Origin of the sequence: Ochrobactrum sp. A-1, assembly GCF_022488005.1 — a bacterium.
Classification (GTDB): Bacteria; Pseudomonadota; Alphaproteobacteria; order Rhizobiales; family Rhizobiaceae; genus Brucella.
Map to the genome: position 1 here is coordinate 38,983 of NZ_JAKVQC010000001.1, position 18,119 is coordinate 57,101.

Below are 18,119 nucleotides of genomic sequence, written 5' to 3' on the forward strand. Positions count from 1 at the left end.
TGCCAATACCAAGATGGAGTCACATCATGATTTTGGATTCCGCTCAAGCCCAGGCGCTCTACAAGGCGATACAAGACCTGAATGAAGGGGGCGGCCAGCTACTTAACGCTTCCTTTGACGCATTCGTCCTCGGTGAGGCAATCATTGATGTTTGCACCCACACTGATGATCGCATCGAACTGCGATCTGACGGCAATGTAACTGAAGTACACGACGACCTATCCGCTTTCGCAGCTGCCTATCGTTTGCAAGCACTGTGATTGCTCAAGCGAAGGATGACATTGCGTTTGATTTCAGTTTTCTATCTATGAAATCTTCGTACGGTCTGATCGACTGAGACTTAACAGAAGACAATTGAATAATGCGCTTAACCCATAGACCGGGTCATCGCCCAATGACGTGCTTTTTTGCTATTTCCAAGGCGTTCCGCGCATTGTTCTCAGCGGTCTCCTCGGTCGGCGCGACAGATTGGATTGTGAGCCTGTCTCCGCCCTCTACGACAAAAATATTCACCCCCTTCAGGCCACCGACGTTCGGAATGCGGATAAGTCGTCCAACTGCAGGGGAGACATCGATTTTCTCGATTTTAAACCCGATTTCTTCGGAACTGACGTCCAACTCTTTGAGATAACCTTCGTCGGTTCTGTTTTCCTGTCCCTGCTCGTCGACATGGCGATCGATAGCGATCATCAAATGTTGATCGTCATCTGTTCCGCAGCAGGACATCCGAAAGTTAGTCGGTTCTTCCGCATGATGCGCAGAGGCATCGAAAATCGACCAGAACTCCTGCTTGATGGGCGTGAGCTCGTGGATTTTAAAACCGTCGGCCCACACGGGGACATTAATTCCGGCAAGTGCAATCGCGATGACGACCGCTATGAAAGATCTATTTTTCATTCAGGGCACCATTACATTAAGTTAAGCACGACCACAGTGAATCTGGACCGCTACGCTTGATAAAATAGTCAAAACTTGCGTCATGATAGCGTTCGTGCAGCCAAATCAGTTCAGTCACAGTGGCCCGGCACAGGACAGTTCGACGCAACCGCGCTTGCAGCTTCTCTACCAAATTCAAGGGTAATCTGTAGTCCTTGGTTTTCTCCTTCAGGATAAAGTCGAATAATCCAAGGAGCGATGGGTGCCCCTTCCCTGACAAGAAGAAACCACAGGCTGCCAAAAGAACCTTTCGCATCTCACACCATCGGTTTCGTCGTTAGCGTGAAACGATTGGGACTTACTGGGAAAGGCGCCTGCTCTGCATCAATATATGGTAAATCAGGCTGCTTTCAGTTCATGGATGGCTAAAAGCTGATCCTGAATAGCTACCGCCTCTGTTTTAAGGTCGTAACCTGACTGCAAATTCATCCAGAATTCGGGCGTGGTGCGGAAGAACTTCGCAAGGCGCAGAGCCGTGTCAGGTGTAACGGCAGTCTGTTCTGTCGCCAGACGCTCAATGCGAGTGCGAGGAACATTCAGATTCCTGGCAAGCGCGCCTGCACTCATCCCGAGCGGGATGAGATATTCTTCCCGAAGGATTTCGCCGGGATGGACCGGGGGGAGTTTACTGGTCATGGCTTCTTCCTTTCAGTGATAGTCAACAATTTCGATTTGTTCAGCGCCAGCATCGGTCCAAATGAAACAGATGCGCCACTGATCGTTGATGCGGATCGAGTGCTGCCCTTTACGGTCCCCCTTCAGAGCTTCCAGCCTGTTACCGGGAGGAGAGCGAAGATCATCGAGAATTACAGCACTATCGATCATGGTAAGTTTACGAACGGTTGTTCTTATCAAATCTGCCGGAAACCCCTTTGGCGCTTTGCCGCCTGCAACGGCTCTGGTTCTGGCGTCTTTGTAGGAACGGATCATATGTTACTCCTGCGGCTTGTATCATATCCTGATACAGCCAGGAGTCAATAGTTTTGTATCATATTGCGATACACCGCAGGGCTGAATGCCGAAAGTAAGGCTTTATCTCGACAGCCCCTGAAAATTTTGCTTTGATCCTTTGAGGGATTGGGGGATCCAAATTGTCGAAGGCAACCAACTGGATATTAGGGGCAGCTGCCCTATTCATTCTCGCGAAGGTTTTCGGGAGTGACACGCCGGCCCCAGTATCGCCACTAGATGCAGTTCAACCAAAAACTTCAATCCCGGCAACCGAGCAGGCTCCGCAGCCTCTAGGCTTCATGCAGGCAACGACTCACCGACAGACAAACCAGCCGCCGCCATTGGCTGACCAGCATCCTTTCATCGGAAAATGGCTATATTCGACCGCCAGGGTAAACATGAGAACCGAGGCGTCGTTAACTGCACGCGTCAGTACGGTTATCGGGAAAGGTAAAAGGGTGAACGTTGTGAACTACCGTTCCGGATGGTTCAGCGTCACTTATGCCAATCGAACGGGATGGATTTCCGAGCGATACCTGGCCGAAAATCCGCCGCCTTTACCTCAAAACCCAGTTTCCGCCCCTCGAATAATGGCGCCGCCTGCCGCAAATCGGGCGGTTTCGGCGCATCAATCAGGTCAACCTATTCGGTCTCCATATGTTGGCACGTGTGATTGCCCATATGACGTCATGCGGAATGGCCGTTCGTGTGGGGGACGGAGCGCTTATAGTCGCCCAGGTGGGCGTAGCCCTGTGTGCTATCGCTAACGAAATTGCCATCAACTGGTTCGGCCTGGCGCAAATGTGCCAACTCACGACAGGTGGAGATTAATATTAAAGGTCAAAATGGGAGAATCCCGTCAGAGAATAATCGCGATAATCGTCAAACCCGGAGTCAAGGTAGCTTTCATTCTGTGAAAGCTTATTGTCATCGTATCTACACCGGCACGTGGGAACGAAGGTAAATCAAGATCCCCATTGGTCGTCTTTTCCGACATTACAGTGGAGGACTATATTGGGTTAATCACCGCACTCATCAGTTGGCTATGTGGGTCTTGCGCAAGTCAATTGGACGTTTATTTTCCGATTGCCAACCAAACTTGCCTCGCTCACAAGAACGAGCGTCTTCACCGCATCCTTGTTGATTGGAATAATGCCTTGCTGCAGCATTTCTTGCACACGCTCTATAGTGACGCTGCTTGTGTAGATCGCCCGAGCCGAGAAGCATCCGCAGTCGCCAATTGGCCTATGCAATAGAAAATGGGTTTTCACCGTAATGGCATTCGCTTTTAAAACAGCGTTCTCGCCTGTGACCGTCACACACTCGGCCAGCTTGTTTTCAAAGTCGACACCGCCGAGATCCTCTGCTCCGGCCACTCCGCAAAACGTTGCTGTTAGAACTACGCCGTAGATTAACCTGAACATCAATGGGTCCTTCTTTAGAGCCTGAATCATAATGAACGTAACGATATCAGGCTCTTGCGATCCTTCGCGTGAGGAAGCGGATATTTGCGATGTAGATCCACGCTTCAGAGGAAGCGATGGTTTTCTCGAAGTCCTTGGCCAGTCTGCGACACCGTCCCAGCCATGCAAATGTGCGCTCGACAACCCATCGACGCGGGAGTAGTTCGAAACCTTCAGCGCGATCAGACCGCTTGACGATTTCCAGTGTAAACTTCCCGATCTTTTCCAGCCTGCCTTTGAGCTTTGGTCCTGCGTATCCGCCGTCAGCAAAGATATGCCGCAACCACGGCCAACGTTTGAGAATGGTTTTCAAGACATCCGGCGCACCGTCTCTGTCCTGAATGCCCGCAGAATGGATCACGAGACCAACCATCAGGCCGAGAGTATCAACCACAATATGACGTTTGCGACCGTTGATCTTCTTCCCCGCATCAAAACCTCGTATTCCGCCGCTTTCCGTGGTTTTCACCGACTGGCTATCGATCACACCAGCCGTGGGGCTGGGCTGCTTGTCAGCTTGTTCACGCGCAATCATCACAAGCGTGTTGTTGATGGTCCGCAGCATGCCATCATCTCTCCAGCGGTAGAAATATTTCTACACCGTGGAGAATGGTGGGAATTCAGTAGGCAAAAGCCGCCACGCACCACCCGAAGAAGCTATATAAAGAAGCGCGTTCACCACTTCTCGCAGGTTTGTCTTTCGAGGGCGACCGAGAGGTCGTGGCAAAGGCATCAGCGGTTCGAGCACAGACCATTCCGCATCCGTTAAATCGCTTGCATAACGCGAATTGCGACGCTCATACTGTCGCCGAGCGGTTTCTGTCCAGGCCATCGTGATCTCCATCGTATGTCAGAAATCCGATTGAATTATAACCTCCTGAAATCGCTCAACCCTTTTTGGAACAGGCTCTTAACGTGGTGGCAACTGTTTGAGACAACTGAGAATATCCGTGTCACAAACTTGAACTTGGGAGCGTGTTGCTGGATCATCCAGCCAGCGGTGGTATGCGCTGCGGATCTCCACGTCCTTGTAATTGTAGGTTCTCGCTTTCTTACTGACACGGCTCGCTGTGAGCGCTTTCGATGTTATAGCCATATGGGAAGCAAGTTCATTGAACTGCCAGACTTTCCAGTCTTTCTGCCGCTCTAGGACCCGTACATGATAATAGGGATCATCTGGGCGCTCTGGTTGAACCTTGTAAACATCGGCCCACCGCACCCATTTCGGTGAAACGGACAAGATGATTGTTTCCTGATACTCCTGGGCCAATACCGGGACGGATGTCAGAACTCCGAGGGCTGTCAAAAGCAGGATGGGGGTCAACGGTTTTGACATTCACGCATTCTCTCTGATGACCTGGCTTTCATTAGCGCCTAACCCAAGGTGACACGGGTTATTACGCTCTACATTATCTTTTTGTTGGCACGGATCCATAATTATCCCGCAACCAGATTTCCGTGTGCTTTCATTCCTGAAAACAACAGTTGGCTGATTGAAAAGGTCCCTCCTCTCGCCTTCTCCGTCAAAGATCGCAGATATCCGCCTGGCGAATTGATCGAGGCCAGTTTCTGGAGAATCCAGGCGATGGCCGTCGATGCGGATTCTGCCCCCATGAAATGGACTGCTTCCTGATAGGCCGAGCGACTGATGCCAAGAAAGCCGGAAACAATTCGTGACGCATCAAGAAGTTCCCGCCATGTGCCGATCCCGTTTATCCCGTATTCGCGGATATCCGGGCATGTTCGAAGCACTTGATCGAGAGAGATTGAAGGAGAAGCCCGAACTTGATCTTCTCTTTCGAGGCTCACAGCAACAAAGCTTTCCGAAGAAGGCTCTTTCAAATCAATCATTTTACCATTTTGAAATTCAAAAAGGGATTCTGGCAGGGATTCAATATGCTGCCGCTCAAACTGAGCGACGCTGCCGCTCAATTCCGGAACAATGCCTTTTGTTTTCAAGGCATTATCCAATTCACCACGAATGGCTTCAAGATTAGCGCTGACAGTGGCCAGTTGGGCGAGAGATGCGCGGCGAGGAATAGCGTCGACGACCTCACGGAAGCGAACGAACACTTCTTCCAGACTCTCACAAAGCTTGCCAGTTTCTTCGGCCGCTTCGGCAAAAATCGACGCGATATCTCTTCGCAAGACCGATACTTCGTCGCGAAGACGCTTCAGTGCTTTTTGTTCGGCGAGAATTTTCTCTGCATTTGCTGCAATTTCTGACACACGATCAAGCAATGGCGCAAAGGAAAATCCAAAAGCAAGCTCGACCTGCCCTTCCCTGTCCTTGTGAGCATAGCGTTTACGTGTCGGACTATCCTTGCGTTCAATGATCCTCGCTGCGACCAGGAATGCGAGATGTCGGCGAAGCGTGGACTCTGGCATACCATGAGCCCGGAGTGAAAGCTGGCGATTGGACGGAAAAACGACGAGGCCGTTTTTCTCACTCAGTTCATCTTCAGGCAGAAATGACAAAAGCGAGCTGAGCACTGCAAGGCAACGATCATTCAGCTTAAGCGCTGATTTGGCCACACAGAGCTGTTTGTAGATTACCCAACGGTTTACGCCCCTCCTCTGCCCTTTCTGTAGCTCAGGATTTTGGGTAAACATCTTCATTCGCCCACACTGTGTGGGCGTGATTGTCTCCAGAATTTGCATTTCCTCTCACCTTTCGAAAGGCAAAAGAAATCCACCCGCCAAAATGACGCTTATGACTCTTGACACCGATTCGGGGAAATGCGATTCTCAGTCTGCTAGAACTTTGAGAGAGGCTTCCACTACGGTAACGTTTGGGGGCCTTTTTCTTTTGCTAGAATCTCCTAGTTGCGTTGTTTTGTTACTTTGTATTCGTCGTATAAGCGTTTCATATTGTCTGAAATCCACTCACCGAAGGCCTTTCCTTCGATCTCCGAGAATTCGACCGCGTACACTTTAGACTTTGACTTGGCGACTACTCGTAATTGAGAGTCATCGGAACACCATCCCTCGGCTACTGAATTGGGTACTACTTTGTTCGCTTGCTTGAGCGAAGAAAAGATAGCCTCAAAGCGTTCTGTACTATTTAGGTTCAGAAAGGATTCGGATTTTATAACGGTTTCGAGAGAATTAAGCTTGTTACCTAGTAGTGTAGCCAGCGAATCCCATTTCGGTCGTCCAATACCTGGCGCCGCACCAATAGCCTGTATAAGCTCATCCGGTAACTTTCGAGCCAAAGCAATCATCTCGGATAAAACGCCTCTGGACGAGGTTCCAAATGTAGCCATGATTACGGCTCTGCTTGTCCCTCGGTCTTCCAAGCGTCGAGCGAACAGTGCTTTCTCAATGAAAGTGAGATCTTTGCGTTCAAGGTTTTCGTTGCCCTGCGCAATAATCAATTCGTCGTCGGACAATTCTCGAACGAAGGTTTTGACCTTCAGGCCAAGTTGTTTGAGAGCAGCGACGCGCCTATGCCCGTACGCGAGTTGATACCGACCGGACTGATCGGGCTTCGGTCGGACGAGCACAGGCACGGCTTGGCCGTTCTCCCGGATACTAATCAATAGAGCATCAAAATCAGTACCCGAATAATCATCAAGGCGATCCTTTACAAAGGACGCATCAATGAGATGTGCATCGAGCTCAACTATGGACTCACCATCAGCTAGTGTTTTGCGGAGCTCCTCCGCTTCGTTAGAAAGACCGGTGATCGCATCATTCATACTTTGTAATGCGCCCGAAGATACCTGTGGCCGCTTGGGTGTGTTCTCAGCTGAGAACTCGTGGTTGGAAGTGATTGGAGTTAAAAAATCTCGTAAAGCATCACGACGTTTGTTCATTTTCTACCCCATGCATCTCTAACGAGCTCTTCGAGTTCATGATTGACTGCGTCGAGAGCTTCGATCGCTCGATCATACGTCTGCCGATGAAAGTTTTCTCTGCCGACTTCGTAAAGAGTCTGCTTCGTAATGCCCGCGTCTGATATCGCGGCGGATTTGACCATGGAATTGGTCAAGACTCTATCTCCGAACAGACCCTTGAGGAGGCCCGCGATCTGTGACTGAGAGCCGTCGTTAGGTTCGTAGCGTGTTAGCACGTAGCGAAACCAATCATAGTTGGCATTGCCGCCTGCCCTTTCGACGACATCAAAAAGCCCCGCGGTCATGTGCAAGAACTGGCTCATAGATGCTACATCCAGCATTTGTGGATGTATTGTAACAAGTACAGAAGTTGCTGCGCAGAGTGCTGACAGGGTCAGGTAGCCGAGGGATGGTGGGCAATCGAGAACCACGATGTCGTAGTCGTCTTCTACGCTTTTCAGCGCTGAAGCTACTCGTGTAAAAAACAATTTGTCAGTTGATCGCGATGATGAAGTCAAGGCTCGGGGTGTTTCGTGTTCGAATTCCTGCAGTTCGAGATTACCGGGTACGATGTCGAGGCCACTAAAATATGTAGTTCGGATGATGCTTTTTAGTGACCGTTGAGCTTCGTCATATCGGATTGCACCGTAAAGTGTCTCGTTAGGTTCGAGGTCGAATTCTGGTTGTATTCCGAATAAAGCAGACAGCGATGCCTGAGGGTCGAGATCTGCGGCGAGGACACGATAACCGCGAAGCGCAAAGTACTGTGCCAAATGCGCAGCCGTAGTGGTTTTGCCCGAGCCGCCCTTAAAGTTCGTAACGGCGATCACCTGAAGCCGATCGTCATTCCGGCGACGTTGATCGTAACTCTTTTTATTTTTACTAAGGTAGTTCCGGATAGAGTGGATTTGGTCCAGGGAGTAAAGGCGTCTTCCAGCTGCGTTCTTTTCAGCTTCACCGATAACACCTTCGTTTACTAGTGTGCGAAGATAGACGTCACTGATTCCAATTAGCTTTGCGGCCTCGCCTGGAGCAAATTTACGTAACTCTTTCTGTGCTGTCGGCGGGAATGCGCGAGCGCGAAGATGCTGAAGCTGAGCGCTTAGTGTGTCTGCATCCGCTTCAATAAGCCGAGTTAACGACTTTTCTACGGTTTGCTTGACATTTGTAACATTGGCGCTCTGGATCATTAAAATCGCTCAACAAGGATAATTGCAGGATTGAGCGTCAGAATGACTGTATCTAGGTGAGTCGTCAACAACTTTAAAGTTAACGATAGATTAACGCCGTTTTGTATGGACACTGAAGACAGCAGTAATGCATTGGGTCAGATTATTGTTCTGTCGCCCAGCTACCGCAGAGTGGAGTGACTTAGCCCGACATCACCAAATGTGCTGTTCTCAGCTGAGAACACAACCCCTTGAATTGCAGCTTGGGAATGAGCCATTCCAGACTGAAGTGGGGGATTAGGTGTGTATACTGACGAATAGTCAAGAACGGCTAATCACCGCCGAGACGGGGTCGCGAGTGGCGCTCATTTTCCGAACTGTCTTGTGAGATGACTCTGCCCGAGATCGACGTCAAGCTCTCCTGGAGTGAACAGGATAAGCGATCACATCGGCAGAACTACGATTACGGCGATGATCTCCAAGCCTTAGCAAGAGGCGAAAGTGGCTCTCCGCGGCGTACTCAACCCCATAATCTGAAGTTGTGATCAGCAAGATAACTGAGAAGGGCGATTGTCGCGTTTGTGGAATTATCGGAGAGACCGCGGAAAAGCGCGCCGGATGGGTTATAATGAGAACGTTTGTGCTGAGTAAAGTAGACAAGGCGCCTTACTAAGAAGGGAGCATTTCGATGGAAACGCCGCTTAGAATTAGAAACGTTCTGCTAAAAGCTTTCCTGATCAATCTGCTGTTTATCATTTTTGCGTGGTTGATGTCGCTCAGCGGCATTACAACAAGTATGATGTCCGTCTTTTTTGGATTCAGCGTCGATCAAGCCCACATGTACATGGCCAATATCATCGGGTTCTGGAAGGTTCTGAACGTCGTCTTTTTCCTGATCCCCGCAATAGCGATCCATTGGGAATATAGTGCAAAAAGATGACCATGATAAACTTGGTGACATTTTGCGACTCAGTCGCGTAAATGGATATGGACCGCAGCGTCGCCAGTCTCGTGAAGCGAATGGAGTTCGGCCCGCGGTGCTTCGCGTGGATGCTCCGCAGCGAAGAAATCGTAACTGCGCCACATGATATTTGCGTCGCTCAAAGCGAACGGCGCTTTAGGCGAACTGCGCTGTTCTCAACGTTGGACGATCGCCAGTGCGACCACTACGACAATCGTCAGAAAACCTAGGGCCCCAAGGATGAGGGTGCCGAGTGCCCTTGCGAACGCCTTCGGTGCGCTGGAAACGCCATCGTTGGCGGACCACCGTGTCAGGCATGCGAGATACCAGATGGTGGCTGCCAGGAGAACGACAGCTCCGGTTATCCGTGAGGTCTGGAATACCACGAGCGCGATTTCTACCGACAGCGCGAATGGAACAACCATATAGCACTGCCCATAAAATGCAGGACGAACCGACGAGCGCGTGATGTCCTGACCGGTTTGTTTCACGCGCTGGATGGCGAACAGCAGCGGAAACAGGCTGAAGATGACCGCCTGAAACAGAAGTCCGCTTCGTATATCCGCGAGCACGCCCGGAAGCTCTGCTTGGCTGGTGCCGAATGTCGCCTGGAGCCCGTGAGCGAGAAGAAGCGTCAGGAACAGAAAGAGAGGGGGCGAAAGAGCATCCTCGAACTGCTGGTCAGGCGGATCGGTCAGCTCCTTTTCAGCGTAGAGAGCCATCTCGACCGGACTGACGATGCATCGCCAAAGGGTTAGCGGATAGAATACAAGCCAGGACACGATCTCGTAGAGGAGGGCTTCGACCGAGCGTAGCAGGTTCATCAAATCCATGATAGCGCTCCTGGAGTTCCCACCAATCCGCTCATCTTTCCGTTCAGGTTTGCCCTTACACGCCCAATCGTCCCCTTGAGCAGTATCCCCGCGTTGGTGCCTGCGGGTAAACAAACACCGCAATTCAATTTAGCCATTGGAACAGCTATGCTGATTGGCTCCAGAAGAAAGGCGATGGCAAGAGTGCATAGCCGGCGCAGATCAATCCCCGCATATCGTCCGATTGGGTGGTATGTTTATGCGATATCTTCCTTGGGTTTACAACTCGCTGGCAGCGGGGTGTGCTTTTGACTCGGAGGAAAAACCATCGGACGAATTGTGCCACAAAACAGGGTCCGGTTAAGAAAGCTGCTAAAGGACAATTGATGACGATGTTGCGCACCATCCTGATGAGCCTTGTTGTGATACTGGCGACACCTTGCCTGGCGGACAATGTCAGGCACGAAACGGTCAAGTTTGCTGCCGGGACATCCAGTTCGACCATCAATTCGAAGTTGAAGGGTTGCGATACAGTTGAATACAAACTGGGCGCTACGGCAGGTCAGAAAATGAGCGTCCAGCTCGATTCCAGAAATTCGAGCCTCTATTTTAACATCACCGCACCAGGCGCAAACGAGGCCCTCTACAACAGTTCGATCAATGGCAACGGCACGAGCGTCACAATCCCGTCGAGCGGAAACTACGTCGTCCAGGTCTACTTGATGCGCAACGCCGCCCGGCGTGGGGAAACGGCGGAGTACGCGCTTACCCTCTACGTCGAATAAAGGGCATTCTAGTGCCGGGGACGGCACCTTCCCCACTATAACAGTTCATCGTTCGTGTTGGCCTTTGCTCCGCTGCGCCATCTGGCATTAATGTAATAGTCAGAAGCCTGAAGCAGGGAGCGATGACTGAATCCTTGGGAAAGGCCAACTGTTATCAATGCCCGCAAGGCTTCCAGAAACGCTACCGAGATAACCCGGCTCAGGCCGAAGGCAAATAGTCAGGAACATCAGGCGACTGATCGGTTGTCGTGTTAAAATGAATGGTGAGCTGACGTTGAAGTCCTTGTTTGAAATTGGGTAGTCTGTGAGAAGCCGCCCATTTACGCCGGTTGTGGAACGTAGGCGCTAGTGACGGCAGCAATAATTATGCATCTACGGGAAGGCTTCTCTGGTTGGTCGGGCCTGGGTCAGCATTATTTGGGCCAATGCCTCTGGTTCCAGTCGAGCTACGTTGTGGCCACAATCGAGAGAAAAGGTTGACCAATCCGTTTCCTCGCTCAAGCGTTGGTAAAGGTCGAGGAATGGACTTCCATCCCATCCATGTGCGCCAACGAAGACCTTACGAGGTATTTCACGCCAGCGTCCGGTTAAAGTGATTGATTGGAGAAATGTCGCGATCGGCTGTGGGCGGCATCGTGGGTCCAGATTGGAAGGCGGGGCACAATTCAGCCCGTCACCTTTTGCACCTGCGATGAACATGTCTCGAAAACGCGGTGTTGTCAGCGACCAGACCGAGTCGCCGGTTTCTGGGACATAAGCGTCAACATAGACCAGTGAGCGGATGCGCGACGGAACGGCGTCCGCTACGCCGCTCACGATCATTCCTCCGTAGGATTGCCCGACAAGGATCAAGTCGTCACTATGCGACTTCACGACATCAACGACCTCGCTTACATGAGTTTCAAGATTGGCCGATGGGGCAGGCGTATCACCGAGCCCCGAAAGTGTGATTGGCACAACCATGTGCCCGTGCCCTGCGAGGATATCTGCTACTTTCTGGTAGACCCAACCGCCCTGCCAGCCTCCGGCTATCAGAATGAAAGTGGCCATAATAATCGTTCCTATCGTTGGTGCGGTAACGAACCGAAGAATAGACCGCTTTTGCGCCTATTCCAGACATTATTGTAGCATTCTCACGCGTTTCAAAGCGGTTGTTCCGCTTATCGTGCTTTCAAAGACTGTTAAGGGGTGGGAAGCCGAAAGACAGCAATCGGAGGCAACCTTCGTAAGCGGACCAACAACTGCATGGCGGCTTTGGCAATCTCTTGGCCCAAATTGTAATCAGCCCTTGCTGTGAATCACGAAACTCGCTAGATTTTAGAAACAGGCTCAACCCAAGCCTCCCCCCTCCTTTCGGGAAAGCATTGCACATGTAGGGTATGCTAACTCATCGAACCATCTGTTCGAGCATCGCATTAGGAGGGGTTGCGGTAAGGCTCGCAATGGAGGTTGTGATGAAGCTTTCTGCACCAATATTTCAGCTCAAACGTCGAGCCAAACTTATGGCGCGCAACAGCAGTATTCCTTTGAATGAGGCTTTGGACCAAATCGCCCAAGGCGAGGGGTTCGCCAAATGGAGCCTGCTTTCAGCGGGCATGTCTTCCGGATTGCTGTCTGAGACAATCCTTTCACGCCTTGCAGATGGAGACTTGCTGCTAATCGCAGGGCGGCCCGGTCATGGTAAGACCAGACTGGGTCTTCGTCTTCTAATTGATGCTGTTCGCGATGGTCGCAAGGCCCTGATGTTTACCTTGGATTTTACAGAACAACAGGCGCGGAGGCACCTCAAATTGTTGGAGGAGACAGGAGACATTGCCAACGCTGTCGAGATTTACACAGCGGACGAGATCAGCGCCGAATACATTATCCAGCACATGTCTGGGATGGAAACCGGAACAGTCGCGGTTATCGATTATCTTCAATTGCTTGACCAGCAGCGAAGCAAACCAGTGCTTTCCGAACAGCTCCAAACTCTCGGTGAGTTCGCAAAGCGCACTGGCGTTGTCCTCAGGTTCATTTCCCAAATCGACAGGTCATTTGAAACGGGAGGCAAACGACTTCCCGACATTAGTGACGTTCGCCTACCAAATTTCGTCGATGTAGGTCTCTTTAGCAAGGCGTGCTTCCTGCACAACGGAGAAGCGCAGTTACAAGACGTCGTATGATTGCCAGCCGCGACCTCAATGGTCGCGGCCCCTTTCTTAAATGTCTGGTGTGGGCACGTCACTGCCGTCATCTATTCTGATACGAATGATCGCTTTTGACGAAACGGCAACGCCGCAGTTCCGGCCGTGATGAAGGTCGGAAACGGCCATGGATGCCAATCATGTGCCGTGTCGGCAATCTCTTGGGCGGTAATTGAAACCGGACTGTCCGCTTCGGGCCTCATAACTGCCAATTGCAATACCTCAGTGTAGCTCAGCGGAAGCTAGAAGCTCACTGAACTTGGCGTTGAACCCGTTTTGTTTGGCGCCGTATACGAACTTGGCAATCGCTCTTGCGTTGGTACCAATTATTGGTACAATCGCGTAAAGGAGTGAATATATGTCACGAAACACGTCAGTTACCCTCGGTGATCACTTCGCCAATTTCGTCGATTCACAGGTGAGGGGAGGGCGCTATGGCTCTGCCAGTGATGTTGTGCGTGCAGGATTGCGCCTTTTAGAAGAACATGAAACGCGCGTTAGGTCCTTGCAGGAGGCGCTGATTGCGGGCGAAGAGTCTGGTCAGTCGAAGCCCTTGGATCGTGAGGGCTTCCTGCAGAGAATGAAGACGAAGCATGCGCTTTGATGGGTATCAGCTTACACCGCTTGCCGAGTCCGATCTCGAAGATGTCTGGGTTTACACCTTACGCGAATGGTCATTAGAGCAAGCAAACAGCTATATCAATGACGTCATGGATGCTTTTGAAGGGTTAACGGACGGGAGCAAGCGTGGTCGGTTGACGGACATCCGACCAGGTTATCTCAAATATGCCGTCGGATCCCATGTGATCTATTTCCGGGAGCACGAGAACACGCTGCTTGTTGTGCGTATTTTGCACGGGCGTATGGATGTTGGGCGGCACATGTAAAGCATATTGTGCTGCATTATCGAAAGTTCCAATGACGGAGGATTGTCTATCACATTGATTGAAAGACGGCCTCTCGGCCGAATGATCGGTCAGGCGCTTAGCGACGAATGAGACCAAAACGGTGGGCTTCATCTAAAAGGTGACGAACGGAGGAAGGCTGCCATTTCCTCCCACCGCGCGCCGGCCGCTCTCCTATCTGATCGAGCTGGGCCGCGATATCGCGAAGCGACAAGCCGGGATCGGCGATCGCAATTGCGGCGACCAGCTTCATCAGATGATCAGACGGGATGCGGCGAGGGGATCGGGCGAGAAGCTTCTTGTCGGCGATTTTTTCGCGGACCAGACGATGCACGGCACGGCGCAACCGCTCGACGGTCCAGTCATGGCCGCGCCGATTGAGCACCTGTACGATATTCTCCCAGCTGTGGATCGGACGCATTTGTTGCACCAGAGGCAGCCAGGTCTGCGCCGAAGTGATCAGCTCATCGAGATAGCGCCTGTCACGCGCTTGCGACACTGCCCGAATTGCCTCCGGTCGGCGTTCTCTCAAGCCGGGATTCCCGGGCAACTTGCCGCGTGATTTTGCAGCCTTGATTCCCGCTTTGGTCCGTTCAGCAATCAGCGCGCGTTCGAGCTGTGCAACAGCGCCCAGCACCTGCAAAGAAAACATGCCCTGCGGCGTCGACGTGTCGATGGGGTCACGGATCGATCGAAAGTGGATGCCGCGCTGTTCGAGATCTTCGATAACCTGCAGAAGATGACTGACCGAGCGGGCAAGGCGGTCAAGACGCACCACGACGAGCACGTCGCCGGCGATGAGTTCCGAAAGCAGCCCGGTCAGGACGGGGCGGGCGCGTGAAGCCCCGGAACCCTGCTCCTGAAAGATGCGATCACAGCCAGCTGCCCGCAACTCGTCCATTTGTGCATCATGGACCGGATCGTCGGTCGAGACGCGTGCGTAACCGATGAGGCGAGCGGGACGGGGCAACGCACTGGTGGCCTGACGTTTTGACATGGCTGTTTCTCCCGCGCTTGAAGCGGCTTTGTTCAAATAAGGAATGCATGAGGAAATGGTCAGTTGCAAGCGAGTTTTACTATGCGATTTAACCGCCATCAGAAGCGATTTTAATGGGTAAACGAGGAAATCCTCATCAAAACAACCGTTGCGCGCCAGCGGCCTACCTAAGTTAAAAGGTCCAAATCTATAAACAGGGAGAGGGATGGATAAGCTGGAATGATCGCGGTAGGCGGCGAAAAGAGATAAGCCGAGAGCCTCGGTAGATACCGAGCAATCCGTAGTATGATAGCTCGTCCTTGGCGAAAAAATGAAAGGTAAGAACACTTGGCGTCCCTTGCGGACAACAGTGCTGTGAGAAGGGCTCCAAAAGAACTGTTTTCCTAAAATAGGTGCGACCGATTGGAGAAAATGTGAACTCGACGATACATTAAATCCTTAGATCGTGGCGGGAGATACGTTCCTTGATCTGCCATTTGCTTTTGCTTCAATGGCAGTGTTAATTGTCGTTCGATTGGCGTTGGGGGCATAATGCAGAATCGACAGTTTCTGTTCTCGATATTCGGGCTTGTTGTCAGTTTTCTTGTTTCGGGCTGCATGGCATCCGATGTCGGGCCAATCAATCGTTCAGCGCCTCAATTACTCGCATTCGACAATCATTTCGTGCCCGATCATGGGGATGATGGCGCAATGATAATTGGCCTGGCGTTTTCTGGCGGCGGCACGCGGGCGGCAGCTTTTGGTTATGGAGTCATGCGGGCGCTCGACGATACGATAGCGGACGAATATCCCTATGAGCGAAGCCTGGTCGATAATATCAGGATCATATCTGGCGTGTCTGGAGGCGCGGTTCTTGCAGCCTATTTCGGCATGAAAGGGCGCGATGATTATCGGGATTTTCGTGAAACGTTTCTGGTCAGGAACGCTGAAGAACGCGTGCGCACCAATGCATTGTCGCCAGCAGTCGCCATTGGCGTCCTGAATGGCGGCGCAAATGACAGATCCTCGCTTGCCCGTTGGCTCGACGACAATATTTTCCATGGTGCGACCTATTCAAAGTTTGACTGGTCCAATGCGCCATCGATCTGGATCTCTGCATCGGATATCTACAACCGGGTTCCATTTCACTTCAGCGTAGAAACCTTTGCAGCACTGTGCAGCAATCTGAAGGATGTGCGGATTGCTGACGCGGTCGCGGCGTCCGCGGCGGTTCCGGTCGTTTTCAAGCCCATTTCGGTTGCATCCAACCATGGTGCCTGCACCTATCGCCAGCCCGATTGGCTAAGCCGGGTCATGGCCGATCCCGAGGCGTCGTATAGGTTGAAGGCCTATGGGCGCGCACTGCACACTTATCGGTCGAACAATGTGAATTTCATAAAATTGCTCGATGGCGCGCTGACCGATAATCTGGGGCTTACGCCATTTGCGATGGCCAGAGCCTCGGCGCAAACGCCCTATGGGCCATTGTCGCTTGCCGATGCCGTGAAGCTGAAGACTTTTCTTTACATTGTCGTGGATGCTGGCCGTGAGATGGAATATCCATGGGTAAAGGAGCTGCAAGGGCCAGGGATTTCTGAAATCCTCGGTGCGGTTACGGATACTGCCATTTCCTCGTCGGTCAGGGAAGGGTTCGATGCGCTGAAGCTGGCGACAACGCAATGGCGCGACGAACTCATTGCATATCGGTGCGGCCTGTCTGCAGCCACAGTAGCGCGCTATCGCGGCTCGTTGAAAGGATGGAACTGCCGCGATGTCCGGTTTCATGTACAACGCCTGTCGATACAAGATCTTCCCGCTGGCATGGCTGCAAGTTTCAATGAAGTGCCAACCCGCTTCGTGCTTCCGACAGAACAGGTGGATCAGGTGATTGCCGCTGGTCGCGTGGCGTTTAAAAGAAACGCCGTCCTCCAGAACGCCATTCGCGAAGTCCAGTCCGATGCAGGCGTCAAGAAACCGGTTAGCCCGAATATGCTCCAACAAAATCTATCATCGTCTGAAACACTGGCGTCGGGGCCATTGTAGCGCCAGCACCAACCCGGTTCTCGCAATATTACCATTTATGACTGCCGATCCGAGGCCACAGAATATACCATGATCAAACTGCTTTTTATGTTTGCCTGGGCATCGCTATGCTCGATGATTGTGTTATGGGCGGCAATGGCGCTCTGGTTTCATTTGCAGGTGGGGCAGACGATCAAAATCTGTGTCATGGCCCTCATCGCGCTTGTTCTTGCAGCTTATATCTCGGTCCTGTTTTCACCGCGTTCGAGCAGCCAGTTGATAAGCTTCAGTAACGTCGCATTCATCTGCCTCGGTTCCCTCTTTCTGGTCTCCTGGTTTTCGATGAAGCCCTCGCTCACGCGGGATTGGGCGGCAGATGTCCAGCACACGGTGACAGCGGATGTTCAGGGCGACGAGGTGACATTTCACAACATTCGTGACTTCACATGGAATGACAGCCGGATATTTGTGCCGAGGTGGAAATCCGGGACGTACAGGTTGAGCGAACTCAATTCGGTGGATGTCATCTTGTCTTACTGGACGCATCCGGCGATCGCACATACATTGATTTCATTCGGCTTTGCAGATGGTCGCCATCTGGTGTTCTCAGCCGAAATCCGCAAGAAAAAAGGTCAGGAATTTTCTTCGCTGGGTGGCTTTTTCAGAAGTTTCGAATTGGCGATGATAGCGGCGGAAGAACGGGACATTGTTTATTTGAGAACCAATGCCCGCGACGAGCGCGTCTATCGATATCCGGTCGATGTTGATCAAGAGCTTATGCAGGCGATGTTGCTCAAATATATCGAAAAGGCCAACGATCTTGCCAGAAACCCGACCTTCTACAATACACTTACGTCCAATTGCACGACGGTCGTTTTCGACCTTGTTCGCCTGCTGGAGCCAGGTTTTCCATTTGATTACAGGATTTTGTTCTCCGGCTATTTGCCGGAGTTTCTTTATGACAATGGGATGCTCATGAACAGCGACCTGCCGTTCAGCGAAATCCAGCAGCGCGCCTTGATGGTGCCGGTGCGTTCGATGGAGCGCGACCAGTTTTCTACCGTCATCCGGCTGCCCGCCGGTACTTAGCCAGGTCGGATATAAGCGAGACATG

20 protein-coding genes and 1 pseudogene are annotated in these 18,119 nt (G+C 51.7%); 9 read left to right on the forward strand and 12 right to left on the reverse strand.

What is annotated here, in order from left to right:
* The first annotated feature begins 26 nt into the window (after positions 1-26).
* Positions 27-260, forward strand: coding sequence for a hypothetical protein (locus MKS82_RS00220; protein ID WP_240578227.1), 234 nt, complete (start codon positions 27-29; stop codon positions 258-260).
* A 124-nt stretch (positions 261-384) separates the two neighbouring features.
* Here the strand turns inward: MKS82_RS00220 and MKS82_RS00225 are convergent, their stop codons facing one another.
* The 3 genes from MKS82_RS00225 to MKS82_RS00235 form a co-directional block, all read right to left on the reverse strand.
* Positions 385-897 carry a hypothetical protein gene (locus tag MKS82_RS00225; protein ID WP_109989487.1) on the reverse strand — a complete coding sequence of 171 codons (513 nt, stop codon included), beginning with the start codon at positions 895-897 and terminating at the stop codon, positions 385-387.
* 378 nt (positions 898-1,275) lie between these two features.
* Complete coding sequence (locus tag MKS82_RS00230; RefSeq protein WP_109989486.1) at positions 1,276-1,572, reverse strand: HigA family addiction module antitoxin; 297 nt, start codon at positions 1,570-1,572, stop codon at positions 1,276-1,278.
* A gap of 12 nt (positions 1,573-1,584) precedes the next feature.
* On the reverse strand, positions 1,585-1,866 hold the full coding sequence (locus MKS82_RS00235) for a type II toxin-antitoxin system RelE/ParE family toxin (protein ID WP_109989485.1): 282 nt from the start codon (positions 1,864-1,866) through the stop codon (positions 1,585-1,587).
* Between the two features lie 419 nt (positions 1,867-2,285).
* On the opposite strand from MKS82_RS00235, the gene MKS82_RS00240 reads away from it, so the two are divergent.
* Positions 2,286-2,654 carry an SH3 domain-containing protein gene (locus MKS82_RS00240; protein WP_235969191.1) on the forward strand — a complete coding sequence of 123 codons (369 nt, stop codon included), beginning with the start codon at positions 2,286-2,288 and terminating at the stop codon, positions 2,652-2,654.
* Positions 2,655-2,930: 276 nt separating this feature from the next.
* Here MKS82_RS00240 and MKS82_RS00245 read toward each other — a convergent pair whose 3' ends face one another.
* The 6 genes and pseudogenes from MKS82_RS00245 to repA all read right to left on the reverse strand — a co-directional run bounded on the left by MKS82_RS00245 (position 2,931) and on the right by repA (position 8,379).
* Positions 2,931-3,311, reverse strand: a complete 381-nt coding sequence (locus MKS82_RS00245) for a DUF2195 family protein (RefSeq protein WP_109989501.1) — start codon at positions 3,309-3,311, stop codon at positions 2,931-2,933.
* Positions 3,312-3,357: 46 nt separating this feature from the next.
* Positions 3,358-4,182: pseudogene (locus MKS82_RS00250) on the reverse strand (IS5 family transposase).
* Between the two features lie 78 nt (positions 4,183-4,260).
* Positions 4,261-4,686: a DUF5086 domain-containing protein gene (locus tag MKS82_RS00255; protein WP_109989483.1), complete on the reverse strand. Its 426-nt coding sequence runs from the start codon at positions 4,684-4,686 to the stop codon at positions 4,261-4,263.
* 101 nt (positions 4,687-4,787) lie between these two features.
* The gene (repC, locus tag MKS82_RS00260) at positions 4,788-6,011 is read right to left on the reverse strand and encodes a plasmid replication protein RepC (RefSeq protein WP_109989482.1); all 1,224 of its coding nucleotides are present in this window, start codon (positions 6,009-6,011) and stop codon (positions 4,788-4,790) included.
* Positions 6,012-6,172: 161 nt separating this feature from the next.
* Positions 6,173-7,168, reverse strand: a complete 996-nt coding sequence (gene repB / locus MKS82_RS00265) for a plasmid partitioning protein RepB (protein ID WP_109989481.1) — start codon at positions 7,166-7,168, stop codon at positions 6,173-6,175.
* Positions 7,165-8,379, reverse strand: coding sequence for a plasmid partitioning protein RepA (gene repA, locus MKS82_RS00270; RefSeq protein ID WP_109989480.1), 1,215 nt, complete (start codon positions 8,377-8,379; stop codon positions 7,165-7,167). Before repA ends, repB begins: the two co-directional genes overlap by 4 nt.
* A gap of 667 nt (positions 8,380-9,046) precedes the next feature.
* Between repA and MKS82_RS00275 the strand changes: the two genes are divergently transcribed.
* A complete protein-coding gene (locus MKS82_RS00275; RefSeq protein ID WP_240578228.1) occupies positions 9,047-9,298 on the forward strand; it encodes a hypothetical protein in 252 nt (83 codons plus the stop codon).
* 197 nt (positions 9,299-9,495) lie between these two features.
* Here the strand turns inward: MKS82_RS00275 and MKS82_RS00280 are convergent, their stop codons facing one another.
* Positions 9,496-10,152: a hypothetical protein gene (locus tag MKS82_RS00280; protein ID WP_240578229.1), complete on the reverse strand. Its 657-nt coding sequence runs from the start codon at positions 10,150-10,152 to the stop codon at positions 9,496-9,498.
* Between the two features lie 365 nt (positions 10,153-10,517).
* On the opposite strand from MKS82_RS00280, the gene MKS82_RS00285 reads away from it, so the two are divergent.
* Positions 10,518-10,916, forward strand: a complete 399-nt coding sequence (locus MKS82_RS00285; RefSeq protein ID WP_240578230.1) for a hypothetical protein — start codon at positions 10,518-10,520, stop codon at positions 10,914-10,916.
* A gap of 372 nt (positions 10,917-11,288) precedes the next feature.
* Here MKS82_RS00285 and MKS82_RS00290 read toward each other — a convergent pair whose 3' ends face one another.
* The gene (locus MKS82_RS00290) at positions 11,289-11,966 is read right to left on the reverse strand and encodes an alpha/beta fold hydrolase (RefSeq protein WP_125302462.1); all 678 of its coding nucleotides are present in this window, start codon (positions 11,964-11,966) and stop codon (positions 11,289-11,291) included.
* 404 nt (positions 11,967-12,370) lie between these two features.
* On the opposite strand from MKS82_RS00290, the gene MKS82_RS00295 reads away from it, so the two are divergent.
* The 3 genes from MKS82_RS00295 to MKS82_RS00305 all read left to right on the forward strand — a co-directional run bounded on the left by MKS82_RS00295 (position 12,371) and on the right by MKS82_RS00305 (position 13,989).
* The gene (locus MKS82_RS00295; protein ID WP_240578231.1) at positions 12,371-13,081 is read left to right on the forward strand and encodes a DNA helicase; all 711 of its coding nucleotides are present in this window, start codon (positions 12,371-12,373) and stop codon (positions 13,079-13,081) included.
* A 379-nt stretch (positions 13,082-13,460) separates the two neighbouring features.
* Complete coding sequence (locus tag MKS82_RS00300) at positions 13,461-13,706, forward strand: type II toxin-antitoxin system ParD family antitoxin (RefSeq protein WP_109366597.1); 246 nt, start codon at positions 13,461-13,463, stop codon at positions 13,704-13,706.
* On the forward strand, positions 13,696-13,989 hold the full coding sequence (locus MKS82_RS00305) for a type II toxin-antitoxin system RelE/ParE family toxin (protein ID WP_240578232.1): 294 nt from the start codon (positions 13,696-13,698) through the stop codon (positions 13,987-13,989). Before MKS82_RS00300 ends, MKS82_RS00305 begins: the two co-directional genes overlap by 11 nt.
* A gap of 97 nt (positions 13,990-14,086) precedes the next feature.
* On the opposite strand, the gene MKS82_RS00310 is transcribed toward MKS82_RS00305, so the two are convergent.
* Entirely contained in the window at positions 14,087-15,004 is a 918-nt protein-coding gene (locus tag MKS82_RS00310; RefSeq protein ID WP_240578233.1) for a recombinase family protein, read from the reverse strand.
* Positions 15,005-15,535: 531 nt separating this feature from the next.
* Between MKS82_RS00310 and MKS82_RS00315 the strand changes: the two genes are divergently transcribed.
* Both MKS82_RS00315 and MKS82_RS00320 read left to right on the forward strand, forming a co-directional pair.
* Positions 15,536-17,026, forward strand: coding sequence for a patatin-like phospholipase family protein (locus MKS82_RS00315; protein WP_112585045.1), 1,491 nt, complete (start codon positions 15,536-15,538; stop codon positions 17,024-17,026).
* Positions 17,027-17,095: 69 nt separating this feature from the next.
* Positions 17,096-18,094, forward strand: a complete 999-nt coding sequence (locus tag MKS82_RS00320; protein WP_112585043.1) for an Lnb N-terminal periplasmic domain-containing protein — start codon at positions 17,096-17,098, stop codon at positions 18,092-18,094.
* Positions 18,095-18,119: the final 25 nt, after the last annotated feature.